Origin of the sequence: Luteococcus sp. H91, from assembly GCF_038433135.1 — a bacterium.
Classification (GTDB): domain Bacteria; phylum Actinomycetota; class Actinomycetes; order Propionibacteriales; family Propionibacteriaceae; genus Luteococcus.
Window position 1 is genome coordinate 1 of record NZ_JBCDMV010000037.1, and the last position, 19522, is coordinate 19522.

Annotated in this window: 19 protein-coding genes and 1 rRNA gene; 12 read left to right on the top strand and 8 right to left on the bottom strand. The window is 69.7% G+C overall.

Annotation, left to right across the window (positions count from 1 at the left end; all coding sequences use genetic code 11):
- Positions 1-3 precede the first annotated feature (3 nt).
- From rrf to recN, 7 genes are all read left to right on the top strand, one after another.
- Positions 4-120: ribosomal RNA gene (gene rrf / locus AAEX57_RS15365) — 5S ribosomal RNA — on the top strand.
- Positions 121-227: 107 nt separating this feature from the next.
- A complete protein-coding gene (locus AAEX57_RS15370; RefSeq protein ID WP_342093173.1) occupies positions 228-1919 on the top strand; it encodes a hypothetical protein in 1692 nt (563 codons plus the stop codon).
- Complete coding sequence (locus AAEX57_RS15375) at positions 1916-2920, top strand: HAD-IIA family hydrolase (RefSeq protein WP_342093174.1); 1005 nt, start codon at positions 1916-1918, stop codon at positions 2918-2920. Before AAEX57_RS15370 ends, AAEX57_RS15375 begins: the two co-directional genes overlap by 4 nt.
- 13 nt (positions 2921-2933) lie before the next feature.
- Positions 2934-3176, top strand: a complete 243-nt coding sequence (locus AAEX57_RS15380) for a hypothetical protein (RefSeq protein WP_342093175.1) — start codon at positions 2934-2936, stop codon at positions 3174-3176.
- Entirely contained in the window at positions 3169-3909 is a 741-nt protein-coding gene (locus AAEX57_RS15385; protein WP_342093176.1) for a TlyA family RNA methyltransferase, read from the top strand. The genes AAEX57_RS15380 and AAEX57_RS15385 overlap by 8 nt, the downstream gene beginning before the upstream one ends.
- 64 nt (positions 3910-3973) lie before the next feature.
- Positions 3974-4894 (top strand): NAD kinase, encoded by a 921-nt coding sequence (locus AAEX57_RS15390; protein WP_342093189.1) that lies wholly within the window; start codon positions 3974-3976, stop codon positions 4892-4894.
- Positions 4894-6597, top strand: a complete 1704-nt coding sequence (gene recN, locus AAEX57_RS15395) for a DNA repair protein RecN (RefSeq protein ID WP_342093177.1) — start codon at positions 4894-4896, stop codon at positions 6595-6597. The genes AAEX57_RS15390 and recN overlap by 1 nt, the downstream gene beginning before the upstream one ends.
- Here recN and AAEX57_RS15400 read toward each other — a convergent pair.
- From AAEX57_RS15400 to AAEX57_RS15430, 7 genes are read right to left on the bottom strand one after another with little or no spacing between them, the layout of a single operon-like run.
- Complete coding sequence (locus AAEX57_RS15400) at positions 6588-7400, bottom strand: ABC transporter ATP-binding protein (RefSeq protein WP_342093178.1); 813 nt, start codon at positions 7398-7400, stop codon at positions 6588-6590. The two genes, recN and AAEX57_RS15400, sit on opposite strands and share 10 nt — an antisense overlap.
- Complete coding sequence (locus tag AAEX57_RS15405; protein ID WP_342093179.1) at positions 7397-8386, bottom strand: iron ABC transporter permease; 990 nt, start codon at positions 8384-8386, stop codon at positions 7397-7399. Before AAEX57_RS15405 ends, AAEX57_RS15400 begins: the two co-directional genes overlap by 4 nt.
- The gene (locus AAEX57_RS15410; RefSeq protein WP_342093180.1) at positions 8383-9366 is read right to left on the bottom strand and encodes a FecCD family ABC transporter permease; all 984 of its coding nucleotides are present in this window, start codon (positions 9364-9366) and stop codon (positions 8383-8385) included. The genes AAEX57_RS15405 and AAEX57_RS15410 overlap by 4 nt, the downstream gene beginning before the upstream one ends.
- The gene (locus tag AAEX57_RS15415) at positions 9363-10403 is read right to left on the bottom strand and encodes an ABC transporter substrate-binding protein (RefSeq protein WP_342093181.1); all 1041 of its coding nucleotides are present in this window, start codon (positions 10401-10403) and stop codon (positions 9363-9365) included. Before AAEX57_RS15415 ends, AAEX57_RS15410 begins: the two co-directional genes overlap by 4 nt.
- Before the next feature lie 53 nt (positions 10404-10456).
- Entirely contained in the window at positions 10457-11338 is an 882-nt protein-coding gene (locus AAEX57_RS15420) for a siderophore-interacting protein (protein ID WP_342093182.1), read from the bottom strand.
- A 34-nt stretch (positions 11339-11372) separates the two neighbouring features.
- Complete coding sequence (locus AAEX57_RS15425) at positions 11373-11897, bottom strand: hypothetical protein (protein WP_342093183.1); 525 nt, start codon at positions 11895-11897, stop codon at positions 11373-11375.
- 9 nt (positions 11898-11906) lie between these two features.
- Positions 11907-12983, bottom strand: coding sequence for an ATP-dependent DNA ligase (locus AAEX57_RS15430; RefSeq protein ID WP_342093184.1), 1077 nt, complete (start codon positions 12981-12983; stop codon positions 11907-11909).
- Between the two features lie 43 nt (positions 12984-13026).
- Between AAEX57_RS15430 and AAEX57_RS15435 the strand changes: the two genes are divergently transcribed.
- The 5 genes from AAEX57_RS15435 to pflA all read left to right on the top strand — a co-directional run bounded on the left by AAEX57_RS15435 (position 13027) and on the right by pflA (position 18155).
- Positions 13027-13701 (top strand): NUDIX hydrolase, encoded by a 675-nt coding sequence (locus tag AAEX57_RS15435; protein ID WP_342093185.1) that lies wholly within the window; start codon positions 13027-13029, stop codon positions 13699-13701.
- A gap of 13 nt (positions 13702-13714) precedes the next feature.
- A complete protein-coding gene (locus tag AAEX57_RS15440) occupies positions 13715-14686 on the top strand; it encodes a site-specific tyrosine recombinase XerD (protein WP_342093190.1) in 972 nt (323 codons plus the stop codon).
- A 196-nt stretch (positions 14687-14882) separates the two neighbouring features.
- Entirely contained in the window at positions 14883-16970 is a 2088-nt protein-coding gene (locus AAEX57_RS15445) for a pyruvate formate lyase family protein (protein ID WP_342093186.1), read from the top strand.
- 22 nt (positions 16971-16992) lie between these two features.
- Positions 16993-17244 (top strand): autonomous glycyl radical cofactor GrcA2, encoded by a 252-nt coding sequence (gene grcA2 / locus AAEX57_RS15450; protein ID WP_446721180.1) that lies wholly within the window; start codon positions 16993-16995, stop codon positions 17242-17244.
- Entirely contained in the window at positions 17241-18155 is a 915-nt protein-coding gene (pflA, locus tag AAEX57_RS15455) for a pyruvate formate-lyase-activating protein (protein ID WP_342093187.1), read from the top strand. Before grcA2 ends, pflA begins: the two co-directional genes overlap by 4 nt.
- Before the next feature lie 31 nt (positions 18156-18186).
- On the opposite strand, the gene AAEX57_RS15460 is transcribed toward pflA, so the two are convergent.
- Positions 18187-18423 (bottom strand): hypothetical protein, encoded by a 237-nt coding sequence (locus AAEX57_RS15460; protein WP_342093188.1) that lies wholly within the window; start codon positions 18421-18423, stop codon positions 18187-18189.
- Between the last annotated feature and the right edge of the window lie 1099 nt (positions 18424-19522).

Here is a 19522-nt window from a genome sequence, read left to right on the forward strand (position 1 = left end):
TGTTTCGGTGGTCATGTCAAAAGGGAAACACCCGGTCCCATTCCGAACCCGGAAGTTAAGCCTTTTAGAGCCGATGGTACTGCAGGGGGGACTCTGTGGGAGACTAGGACACCGCCGGACTTACAAATACCCCTGGAGGGATCATTCATTTGATACCTCCGGGGGTATTTTAATGTTCTGGAACGGAAACGATCGCGCGTGTTGGACGCGTGCGGCAGGATGGACTCATGGCTGACTACCCAAGCAACAACTCCCGCGACAACCACGAACGTGGCCGCGGGCGGCCGCAGCGAGACGACCGCGCCCCCCGGCGCGACGATCGCGGCCCCCGGGGCGAAGGCCCCTCGCAGGAGAGCCGCGGGTACCGGGGCGATTCCCGTCGAGACTCCCGCTCCGATGGCGGCTACGCCGGCCGGCCGAGCCAGGATCGAGGTGGCTACCGCGGACGCAGCGAGGACGAGGGCCGCGGCTACCAGGGACGGGGCTGGAACCGTCAGTCCGATGATTCCCGATCCGAGGGTGGCTACAGCAACCGCCAGAGTGGTGACAGCCGCGGTTACCAGCGTCGCGACGGTGAGGAGCGCGGCTATTCGCGTCGCCCCGTGGAGGGGCGTGGCTACGGTCGCGACGATGACCGTCCCCGCGCCGACCGCGGCGATCGTGGTGACCGAATGGATCGCGGTGACCGGGGCGAGCGTGGCTACCAGCGTCGCGATGGTGACGAGCGTGGCTATTCGCGCCGTCCCGTCGAGGGCCGTGGGTACGGTCGCGACGATGTTCGCCCCCGTACTGATGGCCCCCGTACTGGTAGTGATGGCCCCCGTACTGATCGCACGGATCGCGGTGACCGGAGCGAGCGCGGCTATCGCGGCAATGATGACCGGCGTGGCCCGCGTCGCGAGGATTCCCGCGACGACCAGCGCGGGTACCGCGGCCGCGACGAGCGTCGCGACGGGGGCGGCGACCGCTATGAACGTGGCCCGCAGAACCGCTCCGACCGACGGGGCGGGGATCGCCCGGTGCGTCGGGACTTCCGGGAGGATCGTCCCCGTCGCGACGAGGACGACTTCGTGCGTCCCGGGCTCGCCGCCCGTGAGGACGAGCCGGAGACCCCCGAAGACATTGACGAGAAGTCGCTGCCCTTCCCGGTGCGCGCGGAACTGCGTGGCCTGCCGAAGGATCTGGGACACATCGTCGCCGCGCACCTGGTTGCCGCCGGTGAACTGATCGACGAGGATCCCGCGCTGGCCTACCGGCATGCCGAGGCCGCCCGTCGTCGGGCGGCCCGTCTGCCCGTCGTGCGGGAAGCCACCGCGGAGACCGCCTATGCGGCCGGGGAGTTCGCCGTCGCGCTGAACGAGTACCGGGCGCTGCGGCGGATGACCGGCGGTGCCGACTATCTGCCGGTGATGGCCGACTGCGAGCGTGCCCTGGGTCGCGCCGATGCCGCGTTGAAGCTGGCGAAGGAAGCAGCCAACCAGCCGCTGGATGCGACGCAGCGGGTGGAGATGCTGCTGGTGGAATCTGGTGCGCGTGATGACCTGGGACAGCGCGCGGAAGCGCTGCGGCTGTTGAAGAATGCGATCGGCGACAAGACCGTGAGCAAGCAGGGCCAGTCCCGGCTGCGCTACGCCTATGCCGACCTGCTGGAGCGCAGCGGGCAGAGCGACGCCGCCAAGCAGTGGTTCACCTCTGCCGGCAAGTACGACGCCGAGGGTCTGCTGGACGTGGAGGATCGGCTGAACCAGCTGGATGGCTTCGTGCTGGAGATCGGCGAGGACGACGACGAGTCGATCGAGGCTTCGGAGGCGAACGACGACCAGGACGGGTCGGAGGACGGCGAGGCGGAGCCCGACGTCACTGTGCAAGACGAGGCGGGGCAAGACGAGGCGGGGCAGGACGAGGTGGGGCAGGCATGAGCGAACAGGCTGGCCAGGCGCTGGTCGACGGCTACCAGGCCGCGCTGTTCGACCTGGACGGCGTGGTCTACCTGGGCCCCGCCCCGGTGGAGGGTGCCCCGGAGGGGATCCAGGCGCTGAAGCAGCGCGGCACCCGGCTGGGTTATGTCACCAACAACGCCGCCCGCAAGCCTGAGGCGGTCGTTGAGCACCTGACCGAGCTGGGTGTTCCGGCGGAGCTGCCAGATGTGGTCACCAGCGCGCAGGCCGGTGCCCAGATGCTCGCGGAGCAGCTGGAACCCGGCAGCGCGGTGCTGATCGTCGGGACCGAGGCCTTGGCCGACGAGGTGGCTGCCGTCGGGTTGAAGCCCGTCTGGTCTTCCCAGGAGCAGCCGGTGGCCGTGATCCAGGGCTACGACCCGCAACTGACCTGGCCGCGGCTGGATGACGCCTGTCTGGCGGTGCAGCGCGGGGCGCAGTGGTTTGCCACCAATACCGACAGCACCCGCCCCACCGACAAGGGGCTGGTGCCCGGCGCCGGTGCCCAGATCCAGGCCGTGCAGCTCACCGTGAAGGTGCAGCCCCAGGTGGCCGGCAAGCCCTACCCGCCGCTGCTGCTGGAGACGATGCGTCGGATGGGCACCGAGCAGGCCATCTTCGTCGGGGACCGGCTGGACACCGACGTGATGGGCGCCGTCGCGGTGCAGATGGACTCGCTGTTCGTCTTCACCGGCGCCCACGGCAAGCATGACCTGCTGGCCGCCGGCGAGGACGCCCGCCCCACCCACATCGGCCACGACCTGCGTGCCCTGCTGGAACCGGCCCGGGTGGTCACCCGCTCCGGTGCCAGCTGCACGGTGGGGGAGCAGATCGCCACCCTGAACGACGGCGTGATCACCCTGGCGCAGGTGCCGGCCGAGCGTGAGCCGCAGCTGGATGCCCTGTGGGCCATCCTGCAGTTGGCCTGGGACACCCCGGGCGCGACGGCACCCGTCGTCGACGAGCTCACCCTGCTGCCCTGAGAGGCCACCACCGATGACCGAGCAGACCCCCGAGGCTCCCCGCGTGCCGGAGCCGCCGCAGACCGGCAATGCCGTGATCGACCAGGCGCTGGCCGAGCTGGTGGATCTGCAGGAGGCGGATCTGGCCGAGCACCACGACCGGCTGAGCGCCGCGCAGGATGTGCTGACCGGTGTGCTGGAGACCAGCCGCAATGCCGTCCAGACACCCATCCCCGGCGTGCTGCGCCCCCGCTCGCAGGACGGCCAGCATGGCTGAGGGCACCCGATTGGACGTCGAGATGGTGGAACGCGGCCTGGCGCGCAGCCGGAGCCTGGCCCGCAAGCTGGTGGAGGACGGCCTGGTGCAGGTGGCCGGCCGGCCCGCCAGCAAGGCGTCGCAGCAGGTGCCCGTCGGGGCTGAGATCACCCTGACCGAGCACGTCCAGTGGGCCTCCCGCGCCGCCTTCAAGCTGCTCGGGGCGCTCGATTCGCTGGGCTGGGATCGGGTTCCGGAAAGGGTGCTGGATGCCGGGGCCAGTACCGGTGGTTTCACCGAGGTGCTGCTCAGCCGGGGCGCGCTGCAGGTCTACGCCGTCGACGTCGGCCACGGCCAGCTGGTGGATTCGCTGCGGGGCGATCCGCGCGTCGTGGTGCGCGAGGGGCTGAACCTGCGCGACCTCACGCTGGACGACCTGGAGGGCCGCCCGGTGGATCTGGTGGTCTGTGATGTCTCCTTCATCAGCCTGAAACTGCTGCTGGATCCACTCTTCGCAGTGCTCGCCCCCGGTGGGCGGGCCCTGTTGATGGTCAAGCCGCAGTTCGAGGTGGGGCGCAAGAACCTCACGTCCACCGGCGTGGTCCGCGACGAGGCCCTGCGGCTGGCCGCCGTCGACGACGTCATTGCCCACGCCGAGGCGCTGGGGTGGCGCACCGACTGGCGGGAGCAGAGCCAGCTGCCCGGGCCGGCCGGCAACATCGAGTACTTCGTGCTCTTCGAGCGGTCCCGGTGAGCAGCACTGCCCGGATCTGTCACAGGGCCCGGCTAGGGTGATTTCCGTGACCGAGCAGCAGAGCATGACAAGCCCCACCACCCCGAAGCCCGGGCGGCGGGTGGCCGTGATGCTGCACCCGCACCGGGAGCAGGCGCTGAAGGCCGCCGTCGCCTTCGTGCTTCGGATCGCGGAGCGCGGCATCCAGACCGTCGTTCTGCCCGAATGCGCCGAGCGGATGGTGCCGGCCCTGGCAGGCCGGGCCGAGGTGGCTGTGATGGGCGACGAGGATCCCCAGGTGGAGCTGGTGGTGATCTTCGGCGGCGACGGCTCCATCCTGCGCGGTGCGGAGATCGCGCTGCCTTGGGAGGTGCCCTTGCTGGGCGTCAACCTGGGCCACGTCGGCTTCCTCGCGGAGCTGGAGGCCTCGGAGACGGCGCAACTGGTGGACCAGGTGGTCGCCCGCGCCTACCAGGTGGAACGTCGTCTGACCCTGTCGGTGGAGGTCTTCGACGCCTACGGCAAGCTGCAATGGACCAATTTTGCCGTCAACGAGGTGTCGGTGGAGAAGATCGCCCGGGAACGGATGATCGAGGTACTGGCGATGGTGGATGACCGCCCCCTGTCCAAGTGGGGCTGCGACGGTGTGTTGGTCTGCACCCCGACGGGTTCCACCGCCTACGCCTTCTCCGCAGGCGGGCCGGTGATGTGGCCGGATGTGGAGGCGATCGAACTGGTGCCGCTCTCCGCGCACGCCCTGTATGCCAGGCCGTCGGTTCTCAGCCCGAAATCCCGGGTGGACCTGGTGGTCAGCCTGGAACGCCAGATTCCCGCCGTGGTCTGGGCCGACGGTGCGCGCAGCGTCGACGCCGCCCCCGGCAGCCGGATCAGCCTGTGCCGGGGCGAACACGACCTGTTGATCGCCCGGCTGGCCCCGCAGCCCTTCACCACTCGATTGGTGAAGAAGTTCGAGCTGCCGGTCGAGGGTTTCCGGGGCCGTCGCTGATGCTGACCGAGCTGCGGATCGAGGGGCTTGGCGTGATCGCCGAGACCGGGATCGAATTCCATCGGGGCATGACCGCCGTCACCGGTGAGACCGGCGCCGGCAAGACCATGGTGGTCAGCAGCCTGGGGCTGCTGATGGGAACCCGTGCCGACTCCGGTGTGGTGCGCCACGGCGCGAAACGCGCCCTGGTTGAGGGCCGCTTCACCGGCGTCGAACCGGTCACCGAGCGGGTGGAACAGGCCGGCGGTCTGGTGGAGGACGGTGAACTGCTGCTGGCCCGGCAGGTGAGCAGCTCCGGCCGCTCCCGAGCCTTCGTCGGTGGGGCGCAGAGCTCGGTGGGGGCACTGGCCGAGATCAGCGGGGAGCTCGCCACCATTCACGGCCAGTCGGAACAGATCCGGCTGGGCACCCCCGAACGCCAGCGGGAGGTGCTGGACCGCTTCTGCGGCGCCAAGCACGCCGCGGCCCTGGCCGGCTACCGCGCCGACTTCGAGACCCGGGCCCGGTTGCGCGCCGAGCTGGCCGAGCTGGAGACCCGGGCGCGGGAACGTGCCCGGGAACAGGACCTGCTGCGTTTCGGCCTGGACGAGATCGCGGCGGTGGAGCCGCAACCGGGTGAGGACCAGGCGCTGGCCGCCGAGGCCACCCGGCTGCAGGCCGTCGACGACCTGCGCCAGCTGGCCGAGACCGCGTCGGCGGCGCTCAGCGGATCGGTGGATGGCTACGACGATGCCCCCGGTGTGGTCGGGCTCTTTGGCCAGGCCCGCAAGGCGATGGAGCAGGCCGAGACCCTGGATCCGGCGGCCGCCGAGGTGGCCCAGCAGATGCGCGAGGCCGGTTTCCAGCTGAACGAGGCGGCCGCCCAGCTCTCCGGCTACCTGGCAGACCTGGACGCCGATCCGCTGCGACTCGAGGCGATCGCCGAGCGCCGGGCCGCGCTGGCCGGGTTGCTGCGCAAGTACGGCGAGACCATCGACGAGGTGCTCGAATGGTCCCGGACGTCGGCGTCGCGGCTGACCGAGCTGCTCGGCTCCGACGACCGGATCGAGTCGCTACGGGCAGAGATCGCCGCGCTGGACGACTCCCTGACGGTGCAGGCCGGCGGGCTCACCGCCACCCGGACGAAGGCCGCCACCCGGCTGGCCACCGCGGTGCAGGGCGAACTGGCGGCGTTGGCGATGCCGCACGCCCGGCTGGGTTTCGAGCTGAAGCCGTCGCCGGAACTGACCCCCAATGGCGCGGAGCAGGTGCAGCTCACCTTCGCCGCCAACCCCGGGCTGCCCGCCGCACCGCTGGGCAAGGTGGCCTCCGGCGGTGAGCTCTCCCGGGTGCGGCTGGCGCTGGAGGTGGTGCTGGTGGATGCCGATGCGGGCGAGGCGCCCGGCGCCCACACCTGCGTCTTCGACGAGGTGGATGCCGGCGTCGGCGGTGCCGTGGCGGTGGAGATCGGCCGTCGGCTGGCGATGCTGGCCAAGCACTGCCAGGTGATCGTGGTCACGCACCTGGCCCAGGTGGCGGCCTTCGCCGACGCGCACCATGTGGTCAGCAAGTCCACCAATGGCGAGGTCACGGTCAGTGACCTGCGCCAGGTGACCGGTGAGGAGAGGCTGCAGGAACTGGCCCGGATGATGGGTGGCATCTCCTCCTCGCAGTCCTCCCTGGCGCACGCCCGGGAACTGCTGGAGGCCGCCGGTCAGGCCTGAGCCGTCAGCGTCGCCTGTCGTTCGGCCCGGGAGCGGGGCGCCACCACGGGGCCGCGGGGATCGTCGAGTTCCACCCGGCAGCTGATCCCGTAGACGTCGGCGACGGACTGTTCGGTGATCACGGTGCGCGGGTCGCCGTCGGCCACCAGCCGTCCCCTGTCCATCAGCAACAGATTGTCGGCGTAGGCGACGGCCTGCGGTAGGTCGTGCAGCACCGCCACCACGGTGCGGCCCTCGTCCACCAGATCGGCGCAGACATCCAAGAGGTGGTACTGGGCGGCCAGGTCCAGATAGGTGGTGGGCTCGTCCAGCAGCACGACGGGGGTGTCCTGGGCCAGCACCATGGCCAGCCAGACCCGCTGCCGCTGGCCACCGGACAGTTCGGAGACTCGGCGGTGCAGCAGGTGCCCCACCTCGGCGCGTTCGACGGCGCGGGCGATGGCCTCGTCGTCGCCCGGGGCGCTGGTGCGCAGCAGCGAGTGGTAGGGGTGGCGGCCACGGGAGACCAGTTCGGCGACGCTCAACCCGGGCGGTGCCACGGTCTGCTGCGGGAGCAGGCTGATCTGGCGGGCCAACCCACGTCGCCCCCAGGAGGCCACAGGACGGTCGTCGACGCTGATCCGGCCCTCGTCGACCGGCCTGAGGTGGCACAGCGAGCGCAGCAGGGTGGACTTGCCGCACCCATTGGGGCCGATCACCGCGGTGAAGGAGCCGGGCGGGATCTGGGCGGTCAGCGCGTCAACGGCCGTGAAGCTGCCGAACCGGACGCTGACCTGGTGGATGTCGATGGCTGGCGCGATCACAGCGCCCCCTTCCGGAACTGGGAGATGAGCAGGATGCCAAGGAAGACGCCGCCGAACAGGGCGGTCACCACCCCGACGGGCAGCCCGTCGAGGGCCGGCCAGTGGGCAACGGCCAGGTCTGCGGCGCAGACCTCCAGGGCGCCGACCAGCGCGGCGGTGCCCATCGCGGTGCGGCCGCCCAGCCAGCGGGCCAGGTGCGGGGCGGTGAGGGCGACGAAGGTGATCGGCCCGGCGACGGCAACTGCCCCGGCGGTCAGCAGGATGCCCAGCCCGAGCGCCAGGCTGCGGGTCTGGCCGGGGCGCGACCCCAGGCCGTGGGCGGCCTCGTCGCCCAGCGCCACCAGGTCCAGGTCCGTTCGCAGCGCCAGCCCCAGCAGGCAGCCGGGCAGCAGCACCGCCCAGACCAGGCCGGCGTCGGACCAGGCGCGGGAGTTGAGCGAACCGGTCAGGGCGGAGGCCAGCGCCAGTGCCTCGGCCTGGCGGGACCAGACCAGCACCAGCTGGGTGATCGCCATCGAGCCGGCGGCGACGCCGATCCCGGCGACGATCACCGCGCCGGGATTCCGGAAACCGGTGGTGGTGACCCAACCAACCAGCACCCCGGCCAGCAGCGCACCGCCCAGCGAGCCGAAGAGCACCGGCAGATGCCAGTAGGTGGCGAGGGCGGTGCCGGCACCGGCCGCCGCGGTGATGCCGACGACGTCGGGCGTGACCAGCGGGTTGGCCGTGGCGCGTTGGAAGAGTGCCCCGGCCAGGCCGAGTGCCGCGCCGGTGCCCAGTCCGACGGCCAGTCGCGGGCCGCGCAGCCGTCGCAGGCCGAAGCTGCCGCCACCACCAAGCAGATCCAGCAGCGCCTGCGGCTGCCGGGCGACGGGAATACCCAACCGGCCCAGCGCCAGGGTGGTGCTGCACACGACCAGGATCGAGGCCAGTAGGGCGCCGACCGCCAGCGGGCGCCGCCAGCTGCGCAGATGAGTGCGGATCACAGCGCCCCCTTGGCTCGTCGAACCACCAGCAGCAGCAGGGGAGCGCCCAGCAGCCCGGTGACCACCCCCACCGGGATCTCCGATGGCCGGGCCACCAGTCGGCCGGTGATGTCGGCCAGCAGCAGTACCACCGGGCCCAGCAGCAGGCAGCAGGCCAGCAGCGCCCGGGCGCCGGAGCCGGCCACCGAACGCGCCAGGTGTGGCACCGCGAGCCCGATGAAGGCGATCGGCCCGGTGACCGCCGTTGCAGCCGAGGTGAGCAGCGCGACCGCCAGAAAAGTGACGGCACGGATCAGGCCGGGGCGCTGTCCCAAAGCGGTGGCCGCGTCATCGCCCAGGGCCAGGGCGTCCAAGCCGCGACTGCAGCCGGCCAGCAGCAGCGCACCCGCCCCGGCGGTGCTCAACACCGGCCAGGTCAAGGCCGCGCCGGCGGCCAACGATCCGGCCGACCAGTAGCGCAGCGCGTCGAAGGCCCCGGCGTCGCGCAGCGCCAACGACTGGGTGAAGGCCATCGCGACGGCGGTCACCACCGCGCCGGCCAGCAGCAGCCGGGTGCTGTCGGGGCCGCGGCCCAGACTGCCCAGTGCCAGCACCGCGACGGTGGCCAGCAGCGCGCCGACGAACGCGCCGCCCACCAGCCCCAGCGGGGCGGCGACCGACCAGGTGGAGGCCAGCACCACCCCGGCGGCGGCGCCGCTGGTGAGCCCCAGCACGCCCGGATCGCCGAGCGGATTGCGGGTGGCCACCTGCACCGCGGCGCCGCTGACCGCCAGCGCGGCCCCGGCCAACAGCCCACACAGGGTGCGCGGCACCCGGCTGGCCACGACGCTGCGGGTGAAGGGATCACCCTGCCCGCGGGCGGCCTGCCACAGGCCGTCGATGCCGATGGCCTTGCTGCCCAGACCCAGGCTGAGCAGCACCGCGGCCAGCACCAGAGCGGGCAGCAGCGCCACCCCACCGTGGCGGGGGCGTCGGGTCACTTGCCGAGCTTCTTCACCGCGGCGTCGATCAGCGGGCTGATCTTGGGCAGGGCCCACGGCACGGTCAGCGGGTTGATCATGCTCATGGCGGTGACCAGCTGCGGATCCTCGGAGGTGACCACCGAATCGCGCTTGATCGCGGGGATGGCGGCGTACAGCTTCTGGGAGAGCACCTGCTTCTTGGTGGCGGCATCCATGTACCAGGTGAAGATCAACTCGCTCTTGCTGATCTTGTCGGCATTCTCCAGCCCGATCAGCGCCCAGTCGGAGCCGTCCTTGGCCTTGATCGAGCTGATCGCCGGATCCACGGTGAGACCAAGCGAGCTGATCATCGCCACCCGCTGCTCGGTGGGCAGGTAGACCCCCAGCGTGCCATGACCCTGGGTGTAGATGTAGCTGAAGGTCTTGCCCTTCCAGTCCGGGTGCTCGGCGGCGGCATCGGCCAGGGTCTTCTTCAGCTCGTCGATCACCTTCTGGCCATCGGCGGGGCGGCCCAGCGCCTTGGCGACGGTGGCGATCTCGGCATCCCAGGTGGTGGTCCAGGCGGTCTTCTCGTAGGCGACGACCGGACACATCTCGGCCAGCAGGTCGTACTGTTTCTGCGTCAGTCCGCTCCACGGAGCCAGCACCAGATCGGGCTCCAGCGCGGCGATGGCCTCGACGTCGAGCTGTTCGCCGCCCTCGAAGGTCTTCGGCAGTTCCTTGCCGGCCTTCTCATATGCCTCGCGTACCCACGGCAGGTGGCCGTCCTTGTCCGCACCCCAGGTGTAGGTCTCGGTGCCCGCCGGGAAGACGCCCAGTGCGATGGCTGCCTCCGCGGCGCCCTGGCCGATGGTGACCACCTTGCTGGGCGCCTGCTCGATCGTTGCGGTGCCCAGCGCGTGCTTGATGCTCACCGGGAAGCTGCCTTGGCCGACCCCGGAGGCGGCGGGGCTCTCGGGGGAGGCAGACTGCTTGTCCCCGCAACCAGCCAGCGTGACGAGGCAGGTGGCCCCGGCCAGGGCCAGCAGGTTGCGGCGGGTGACGGCGGTGTTCATGGGTTCTCCTGATGGTGTGGGGTGATGGTGCGGAAGGGATGACTGTGGGCAGGTCAGGACTCGGCGCGACCCAGGCGCCAGTAACCCATGAAGCTGATGCAGTGACGGGGACAGCCTCGGGCCTGGACCAGGTGGCGCCTGATCCGGGTGATGGCGGCGCTCTCCCCGGCCAGCCAGGCGTAGTGCTGGGTTCCGGGCTCTGGCTCGGCCTCCTGCCAGAGCGGTGTGTCCGGGACCAGGTCGTCGTCGGAGAGGCTCCGCAAGGGGAGTGGGCACTCCGGTGGCCAGACCAGCGAGGCGAGTTCCTGCTCCAACCGGCTGCCGGGGGCCGCGCCGTCACAGGGCAGGATGCGGAGGTGGACTCCTGCGGGGGCCTTGAGCGGGTAGCGGTCCTCGCTGGTGGGGACCTCCAGCAAGACGGTTCCGGTGGCGTCGTGGGGGAGCGAGGCCAGGATGTTGGCGATGGCCGGTGCAGCGGTCGCGTCGCCGGCGATCAACAGCTCGCGGGCGGATCCGGGACGCCAGGCGATGCCGACCTCGTCGCTGCCGGCGGCATCCGCGACGGGCACGACGAGCAGCAGGGAGTCCCCGGCTTCGACATCCTCGATCCAGCGGCCTGCGGGGCCGGTGGCGCCGTGCCGGATGACGTCGACGTCCACTTCGCCGGGATCCGGTCGGACGTCGCGGGCGGTGTAGGTGCGCATCGGTGGACGCGCATCGAGCTCCTGCCAGCGCGGATACCAGTCACCACCGCGCGGCACGTCGGGAAAGTCATCGCCGTCGTGGCGGGGGAGCAGCAGCTTGATCCGCCGGTCCAGACAGCGAGGATGCACACGAGTGAGCTCCGGGCCGCGGAAGGTCACGCGGCGGATGCTCGGGGTGAGGTCCGACACAGCCACCACGGTGGCATCGAGAGACTCATAGGGCGTGGGCACGCCCGCACTGTAGCAAAATATAGGTAAGGCTTGCCTAATCCATTTCTGATTGAAGGCCCTCGTCGTGACGGTTCCTGGCATCGGAGCGATCGCGATGGTCCACGTGCAGCTGGATGGTGCCGGTCGACCGGTGCCCTTCGGGCATCAGGCGCGGTGCATGCCAGTACATGTCGACGACCCTGTCCTGCGGGTGCCAGAGTGCCGTGAAGCCCTGGACCTCGTCCTCGAGTTCCTCCGTGGTTTCCCACAGCACGCGCAGGCCTTCTCGCACATCACGTGCGACGGGCTCCAGGTCAGCCATGTCCTCGGACTCGTTCCAGAAGAAGTGGACGCCCACGAACTGCTCGTCGAAGAAGTGCCAACCGACGTCCGCCATGCCAGCCCGGGCCTCGAAACTCCTCGATCGATCGGAGAGTTCGTCGAGGCCCGGCACGGGGTCTCCATGTTCGGGGAGTCCCATCCGGCGTGCCCAGGTCAGCCGCTCGGACTCCGTCGTTGGCCAGTCGGAGGCGACGAGGTTGGCGACCAAGGCTGTGATCTGCTGCGCATTGGCGTCCATGGGAGAAAACTACGCCCGTGGCGGGGCGCAGGTTCCCAGGGCGTCGGACAGGTCGTAGGCGATGGGGCGTTCCACCTGCTCCAGCAGGCAACTCGACGGGTCGCGATCCGGGCGGAAGCGCAACAGGGTCACGGCATGGCGAAAACGTCGCCCCTCCAACTGGTCGAAGGCCACCTCCACCACCAGGTGCGGTTCGACGGGCACGAAGGCCACATCCGCCGCGCTGGTGAACCGACTGCGCTCCTTGCTGGCGGTCCGTGTGGTGCCGTCGGGATTGCGCAGCACCAGGGGCTCCAACTGCTCCACAAGAGCCAGCCGCAGCTCATTGCTGAAGGCGCCGATTCCGCCGACACCCACGATCTCGCCCTGCTCGTCGACCATGCCCAGCAGCAGCGAACCGACACCCTGCCCGGACTTGTGGACGCGATACCCGACGACGATCGCCTCGGCGGTGCGCTTGTGCTTCACCTTGAGCATGCTGCGCTTGTTCTGCTCGTAGGGGGAGTCGTTGCGCTTGCCGATCACCCCGTCCAACCCGGCACCCTCGAACCGCTCGAACCACTCTCGGGCCAGGGCTTCGTCGTCGGTGACTCGGGTCAGGTGGATCGCGGGGGAGTCGATGGCGGCGAAGACCTGCTCCAATCGGGCGCGCCGCTCGGCGTAGCCCAGGCTGGTGAGGTCCTCGTCGTCCAGCGCCAGCAGGTCGAAGCAGACCAGTTCGGCCGGCGTCTCGGCGCTCAGCCGCTCGATCCGGGACGCCGCCGGGTGGATCCGGGCAGAGATGGATTCCCAGTCCAGCTTCTGCGCTCCCGGCTCGCCGATGCGGACCACCAGTTCCCCGTCGAGGATGCAGCGGACGGGCAGATGGGCGCGCACCAGCTCGACCACCTCGGGGAAGTAGCGGGTCAAGGGCTTCCTGGAGCGGCTCAGCAGCTCCACCTCGTCGCCGTCACGGCAGACGATGCACCGAAAGCCATCCCACTTGGGCTCATAGCTCCATCCGCCCTCGACGCTGTCCGCGGCCGGGATGTCCGTGGCGGTCTTGGCGAGCATCGGGGCGATCGGGAGGTCCAGGGGAAGCTGCATGTCTCAAGTGTGGCAGCGAGGTGCGACGCAATATGTTGGAAGCATGACCGACATGCCCTTGGACCGTCCCGAGGCCTGGCAGATCGACGCGCACCGCGTGCTCGGCACCGGCCGTGTGTGCAGCTTCGTCGAGGACGACATCACGCCCCCCTCGGGGGAGCAGTTCACCCGCCAGTACCTCACCCACCCCGGCGCCGTCGCGGTGATGGCGCTGGACGAGCAGAACCGGGTGGCCGTCGTGCACCAGTACCGGCACCCGGTGGCCATGAAGCTGGTGGAGCCGCCCGCCGGGCTGCTGGACGCCGACGGGGAGTCCTTCCTCTCCGCCGCACAGCGGGAACTGGCGGAGGAGGCCCTGCTCAAGGCCGACGACTGGCGGGTGCTGGTGGACATCTTCACCACCCCCGGCGGCTGCGAGGAGTCCATCCGGATCTACCTCGCGCGCGCTCTGTCCGCCGCGCCCCGCCCCGACGGCTTCGTGGTGGAGGACGAGGAAGCTCACATGGACATCAGCTGGGTCGACCTCGACGAGCTGGTTGATGAGATCTTCGCGGGCAATGTCCAGTCACCGTCGATGGTCAGTGGTGCCCTGGCCCTGCAGACCGCCCGGCTGTCCGGACGGCTGGAAGAGCTGCGCCCAGCAGATGCGCCGTGGCCGGCCCGCGACATCTGGGCCGCCCGGGTGGCCGAGCGCGAGGCGCTGGAGTCTGGTGACTGAGCCCAACCCCACGATGGCCGAGCCCGTCAAGGTCTGGGGAACGGTGCTGGCCCGGGTCGCCCCCGCCTGGCTGGACCACTTGGCCGTCGAGCGCGGCCTGTCCGCCAACACCCTGGCCGCCTACCGGCGCGACCTGCTGCGCTACGCCCAGTATCTGGGCCTGCGCGGCATCACCGGTTTCGACGAGATTGCCACCACCGACGTCACCGAATTCCAGCGCTGGCTGGCCGTCGGCGACGCCGAACGCCCCGCACAGGCCCCCGCCAGCGTCGCCCGCGCCATTGTCACCGTGCGCAACCTGCACCGCTTCGCGCTCACCGACGGGCTGTGCGGGCGCGATGTCGCGGCCGAGGTGGCGGTGCCCAAGCTGGGCAAGCGCCTGCCCAAGGCGCTGTCGGTGGCGCAGGTGCAGGCGCTGCTGGAGGCGCCCGACGTCGAGACCCCCGAGGGTCTGCGCGACCGGGCCCTGCTGGAAGTGCTCTACGGCACCGGCGCCCGGATCAGCGAGATCTGCGCGCTGGACGTCGACGACCTGACCCGGGTGCTGGCCGAGCCCGACGCCGGGCTTCGCCTGCTGGGAAAGGGAAACAAGCAACGCGTGGTGCCGCTGGGCAGCTTCGCCCGCGACGCCGTCGACGCGTGGCTGGTGCGCGGCCGGCCCGTCTGGCAGGCCAAGGCCAAGACCCCCGGCCCGGCGCTGCTGCTCAACTCCCTGGGCCGGCGGCTCAGCCGACAGAGCGCCTACGGGGTGCTGCAGCAGGCCGCCCACGCCGCCGGGATCGACGCCGAGGTCAGCCCGCACAGCCTGCGGCACTCCTTTGCCACCCACCTGCTGGACGGCGGCGCCGACGTCCGCGTCGTCCAGGAGTTGCTGGGGCACGCGTCGGTCACCACCACGCAGATCTACACCATGGTCACCGTCGAGCACCTGCGCGAGGTCTACCTCAGCGCCCATCCGCGCGCCCGGATCGCTCAATCGGAGTGAGCGAAAGGCGCGCAGAGAGCCCGGGACGCGTGATGGTCGGACCAACGGGGCGTGGCGAGGTCGGCACGAGATTCCACTAAACGGGACCCCGGTGGAGCTAGTGGTAGGACCACACCGTATTGTCAAGGGATACGCGTGACAAATGAGCCCGACGCGGGGCGAGGCATTGAGGAGACCGAGGGAATTGACGACGTCCATGGCTGAAGCACGACTGGTTGACGACAACAGCGCCTGGGAGGGCTTCGCCGAGGGGGAGTGGCAGCGCAGCATCGACGTGCGCGACTTCGTCCAGCGCAACTACACCCCCTATGAGGGCGACGCCGCCTTCCTGGCCGGCCCCACCGAGAAGACGCTCAAGACCTTCGAGGTGCTGGAGCGCGACTACCTGTCCGTCGAGCGCGCCAAGCGCGTCTTCGACGTCGACACCCACACCCCGGCCGACGTCGATGCCTTCGATGCCGGCTACATCTGCGAGACCGACGACGTGATCGTCGGCCTGCAGACCGACACCCCGCTGAAGCGCGCCATGATGCCCAATGGCGGCTGGCGGATGGTGGAGACCGCCATTCGCGAGGCCGGCATGGAGCCCGACGAGCGGGTCAAGGAGATCTTCACCAAGTACCGCAAGACGCACAACGAGGCCGTCTTCGACATCTACACGCCGCGGATCCGCGCCGCGCGCAGCGCCCACATCATCACCGGCCTGCCCGACGCCTATGGCCGCGGCCGCATCATCGGCGACTACCGTCGGGTCGCGCTCTACGGCGTGGATGCCCTGATCGCCCAGAAGCAGGCCGACCGGGATGCCGTCGCCGACCAGCCCTTCGACGAGCACTGGGCGCGCTACCGCGAGGAGCACTCCGAGCAGATCAAGGCGCTGAAGAAGCTCAAGACGATGGCCGCCAGCTACGGCATCGACATCTCCGGCCCCGCCCGCACCGCCCAGGAGGCCGTGCAGTGGACCTACTTCGGCTACCTGGCCAGCATCAAGAGCCAGGACGGCGCCGCGATGAGCTTCGGCCGCCTCTCGGGCTTCTTCGATGTCTACTTCGAGCGGGACCTGGCCAATGGCACCCTGGACGAGGCCGGCGCCCAGGAGATCATCGACGCGCTGGTGATCAAGCTGCGGATCGTGCGCTTCCTGCGCACCGAGGACTACGACCAGATCTTCTCCGGCGACCCGTACTGGGCCACCTGGTCGGATGCCGGCCTGGGCGAGGACGGCCGCACCCTGGTCACCAAGACCTCCTTCCGGCTGCTGCAGACCCTGCGCAACCTGGGCCCCGCCCCGGAGCCCAACATCACCATCTTCTGGGATCCGAAGCTGCCGCAGGGCTACAAGGACTTCTGCGCCGCCATCTCCATCGAGACCTCGTCGCTGCAGTACGAGGCCGACGGCCAGATCCGTGACCACTGGGGCGACGACGCCGCCATCGCCTGCTGCGTCTCCCCGATGCGCGTGGGCAAGCAGATGCAGTTCTTCGGCGCCCGGGTGAATGCCGGCAAGTCCCTGCTCTACGCCATCAACGGTGGCCGCGACGAGATGACCGGCAAGCAGGTCGTGACCGGCTTCGAGCCCGTGACCGGTGACGGCCCGCTGGACTTCGACGACGTCTGGGCCCGCTACGAGAAGATGCTGGACTGGGTGATCGGCACCTACGTCGAGGCCCTCAACATCATCCACTACTGCCACGACCGCTACGCCTACGAGGCGATGGAGATGGCCCTGCACGACTCCGACATCGTGCGCACCATGGGCTGTGGCATCGCCGGCCTGAGCATCGTCGCGGACTCGCTGAGCGCCATCAAGTACGCCAAGGTCACCCCGGTGCGCGACGAGACCGGTCTGGTGATCGACTACATCACCGAGGGCGACTTCCCCGTCTACGGCAACGACGACGACCGCGCCGACGAGATCGCCGCCGTCGTGGTGCACACCGTGATGGAGAAGATCAAGGCGATCAAGATGTACCGCGACGCGCTGCCCACCCAGAGCGTGCTGACCATCACCTCCAATGTCGTCTACGGCAAGAACACCGGCGCCTTCCCGTCGGGCCACAAGAAGGGCACCCCCTTCGCTCCCGGCGCCAACCCGGAGAACGCCATGGACAGCCACGGCATGCTCGCCTCCATGTTGAGCGTCGGCAAGCTGGACTACGAGGACGCGCTGGACGGCATCAGCCTGACCAACACCATCACCCCCGCCGGACTGGGCCGCGACAAGGCCGAGCAGGTGGGCAACCTGGTCGGCATCCTCGACGCCGGCTTCATCCCCGCCTCCTGAACCACCCCGAAAGGACAACACCATGAGCACCAAGACCTTCGACGAGCGCCTCGCCGACATGAACACCGCCCGCGCCGAGCGCAACACCCAGCCCGGGCTGTACCACGCCAACATCAACGTCCTGAACCGCGAGACGCTGGAGGATGCGATGGAGAACCCGGAGAAGTACCCCAGTCTGACGGTGCGGGTTTCCGGCTACGCCGTGAACTTCGTCAAGCTGACCAAGGACCAGCAGCGCGACGTGATCTCGCGCACCTTCCACCAGAACGCATGACGGCTGATTCCCGTCCGGATGCCGTCCGTACCCTCGCCGGTGCGGACGGCATCTCCGGTGAGTACCGGCCCGAGCCGGTCGAGCTGGAGGTGCCGCGCCTGCGCGCCTCCGGCCGGGGCACGGCCGGGATCGCGTCGTCGGGCGAGATGACCCACCACGAACACCTCCAGGCGGTCCGTGAGGGCCGGTTGGGATCCATGCACTCCTGGGAGCTCGTCACCGGCGTCGACGGCCCCGGCACCCGGATGACGGTCTTCCTGGCCGGCTGCCCGCTGCGCTGCCTGTACTGCCACAACCCCGACACGCTGTTCACCGCCAAGGGTGAACCGGTGCTGCTGGAAGACCTCGTCGCCCGGCTGAAGCGCTACCGCGGGATCTTTCGCGCCACCAAGGGCGGGCTGACCGTCTCCGGCGGGGAACCGCTGCAGCAACCCGCCTTCCTCGCCCGGCTCCTGGCCGAGGCCAAGGCGATGGACATCCACACCTGCATTGACACCTCCGGCTTCCTGGGCGCCAACTGCACCGACGAGATGCTGGGCAACCTGGATCTGGTGCTGCTGGACATCAAGTCCGGGCTGCCCGAAACCTACCGTCGGGTGACCGGCCGCGAACTCCAGCCGACGCTGGACTTCTCCCGCCGCCTTTCCGAGGCAGGCACCGAGATCTGGCTGCGCTTCGTCTGCGTCCCCGGCCTGACCGACGCCGAGGAGAATGTGGCCGCCGTCGCGGAGCACGTCGCGACGCTGGGCACCGTGAGCCGGGTGGAGGTGCTGCCCTTCCACCAGATGGGGCGGGACAAGTGGGCCGGGCTGGGGATGACCTACCAGCTGGGCGACGTGCCCCCGCCGACGCCCGAGACCCTGGAGCGGGTGCGCGGCCAGTTCCGCGCCCACGGGCTCACCACCTGGTGATCCTTGTCCCTGGGGCCTGAGCCGCCGCGGTTCACGTGCTGGGCGGATCCAACGGCTGGTCGGAGCGGCGCCGAGGGACCAGCTGGGCGACGGCCCACAGGGCCAGGCCGATCGACATTGCGAACAGCACCCAGCGGGCGGGGCTGAAGTGGGCGCCCTGGGCCAGGTTGATCACGTGGGCCGAGATGGTGAAGGCCATCGCCACCAGGACCAGCCACGTGCTCAGGGCGCTCTCCTTGCGCGGGTGGGAGTTGGCGGATCGGGGCATCGGACCTCCTCGGGTGGCTTGCCGTGCGGTGGGGGCCCAGTATTCATCGTCGCCGGGGGGACCTCAAGCGAACCCACCCTGCAAACGTTGCGCATCATCGCCCGGTGATGGCGCCGTCACCCGCTGGCGTCGGTGGAGGGCCGCGGTCACCGGGCGATGATGCGCAACTCTGGGGGTTTCTCGCTAGCTTCTGGCTAGGAGTGGGACAGCCTGTTCCCAGCGTGCTTCCCATTTGCCCCACCGGTTTTCCCGAGGCCAGGGGCGGTTTCTGACGGCTCCCGTGGGGCTCGATCGCGACAGGGCTGGCACTTCTGCGTGCCTGACCAACCTGTGCCTGGGGCCAGGCTTTTCGCCTCGGGGTGGGTCAATGGTGTAAGGCAACGGGGCGAGGGGTGGCCTCGGCATTCACCGAGGCCACCCCTCTTATGAAGTTGTGCAGATCTTCGATATTGCTTTAGCTGGGGGGGCTACCAGCCACCGCCACCGCCACCGCCACCGCCATTGCCACCGCCATCGCCACACAGTGCCTCTGTAGCCCCCACGCAGCCGAGAGCGGAGACCAAGCCACAGGCTGCAGCGCACCCCAAGCCTGGCCATCCACCCGCCAAGCCCAAGCCGAGACAAACGCCGTAGCAGCCAGCGGCGCCGCCCGTACCGCAGAGGACTGAGACCATGTTCTCGCAAGCACCTGCAGCTGTGACTGGCTTTGGCGTGTCGGCGTCTGGAACCAAGGTCCCGTCACCACGTACAAGCCCCTTCCAGATCAATTTGCCTCCGCTGTAAACCACAGCACGCGAACTGTCTTCACTCGCCCTCGTAAGCTCGTAGCGCTGGACATTCATCGTCCGGGACTGGTCCACATTGACCAAAACTCGATAGAAAGTAAAGGACGATTCAGTCGCATCGGTTGCGACCGTCACGAGGGCTGTAGTCTCATTGACGGGCACACTCTGTGCTGCATCCCAGTTAAGCGGCCCTTGGGACTTGAGGGTGGATCGGGTGTTGTAGTCGGGTGACCTGGTCCGGGTAGGGGTCGAGGTCCCGGGCATGATCAGAGGACTCTTACCTCTTCTGATCGCCAAGGACCTCGACGTTGCCC

Bases quoted from the DNA above. Each gene is read 5' to 3' on its own strand.
- AAEX57_RS15435 (WP_342093185.1), top strand. From the start codon at position 13,027: ATGACCGACATGCCCTTGGACCGTCCCGAGGCCTGGCAGATCGACGCG.
- AAEX57_RS15425 (WP_342093183.1), bottom strand. From the start codon at position 11,897: ATGGACGCCAATGCGCAGCAGATCACAGCCTTGGTCGCCAACCTCGTC.
- AAEX57_RS15375 (WP_342093174.1), top strand. From the start codon at position 1,916: ATGAGCGAACAGGCTGGCCAGGCGCTGGTCGACGGCTACCAGGCCGCG.
- AAEX57_RS15445 (WP_342093186.1), top strand. From the start codon at position 14,883: ATGGCTGAAGCACGACTGGTTGACGACAACAGCGCCTGGGAGGGCTTC.
- recN (WP_342093177.1), top strand. From the start codon at position 4,894: ATGCTGACCGAGCTGCGGATCGAGGGGCTTGGCGTGATCGCCGAGACC.
- AAEX57_RS15415 (WP_342093181.1), bottom strand. From the start codon at position 10,403: ATGAACACCGCCGTCACCCGCCGCAACCTGCTGGCCCTGGCCGGGGCC.
- grcA2 (WP_446721180.1), top strand. From the start codon at position 16,993: ATGAGCACCAAGACCTTCGACGAGCGCCTCGCCGACATGAACACCGCC.
- AAEX57_RS15390 (WP_342093189.1), top strand. From the start codon at position 3,974: ATGACAAGCCCCACCACCCCGAAGCCCGGGCGGCGGGTGGCCGTGATG.
- AAEX57_RS15385 (WP_342093176.1), top strand. From the start codon at position 3,169: ATGGCTGAGGGCACCCGATTGGACGTCGAGATGGTGGAACGCGGCCTG.
- pflA (WP_342093187.1), top strand. From the start codon at position 17,241: ATGACGGCTGATTCCCGTCCGGATGCCGTCCGTACCCTCGCCGGTGCG.
- AAEX57_RS15370 (WP_342093173.1), top strand. From the start codon at position 228: ATGGCTGACTACCCAAGCAACAACTCCCGCGACAACCACGAACGTGGC.
- AAEX57_RS15440 (WP_342093190.1), top strand. From the start codon at position 13,715: ATGGCCGAGCCCGTCAAGGTCTGGGGAACGGTGCTGGCCCGGGTCGCC.
- AAEX57_RS15430 (WP_342093184.1), bottom strand. From the start codon at position 12,983: ATGCAGCTTCCCCTGGACCTCCCGATCGCCCCGATGCTCGCCAAGACC.
- AAEX57_RS15460 (WP_342093188.1), bottom strand. From the start codon at position 18,423: ATGCCCCGATCCGCCAACTCCCACCCGCGCAAGGAGAGCGCCCTGAGC.
- AAEX57_RS15380 (WP_342093175.1), top strand. From the start codon at position 2,934: ATGACCGAGCAGACCCCCGAGGCTCCCCGCGTGCCGGAGCCGCCGCAG.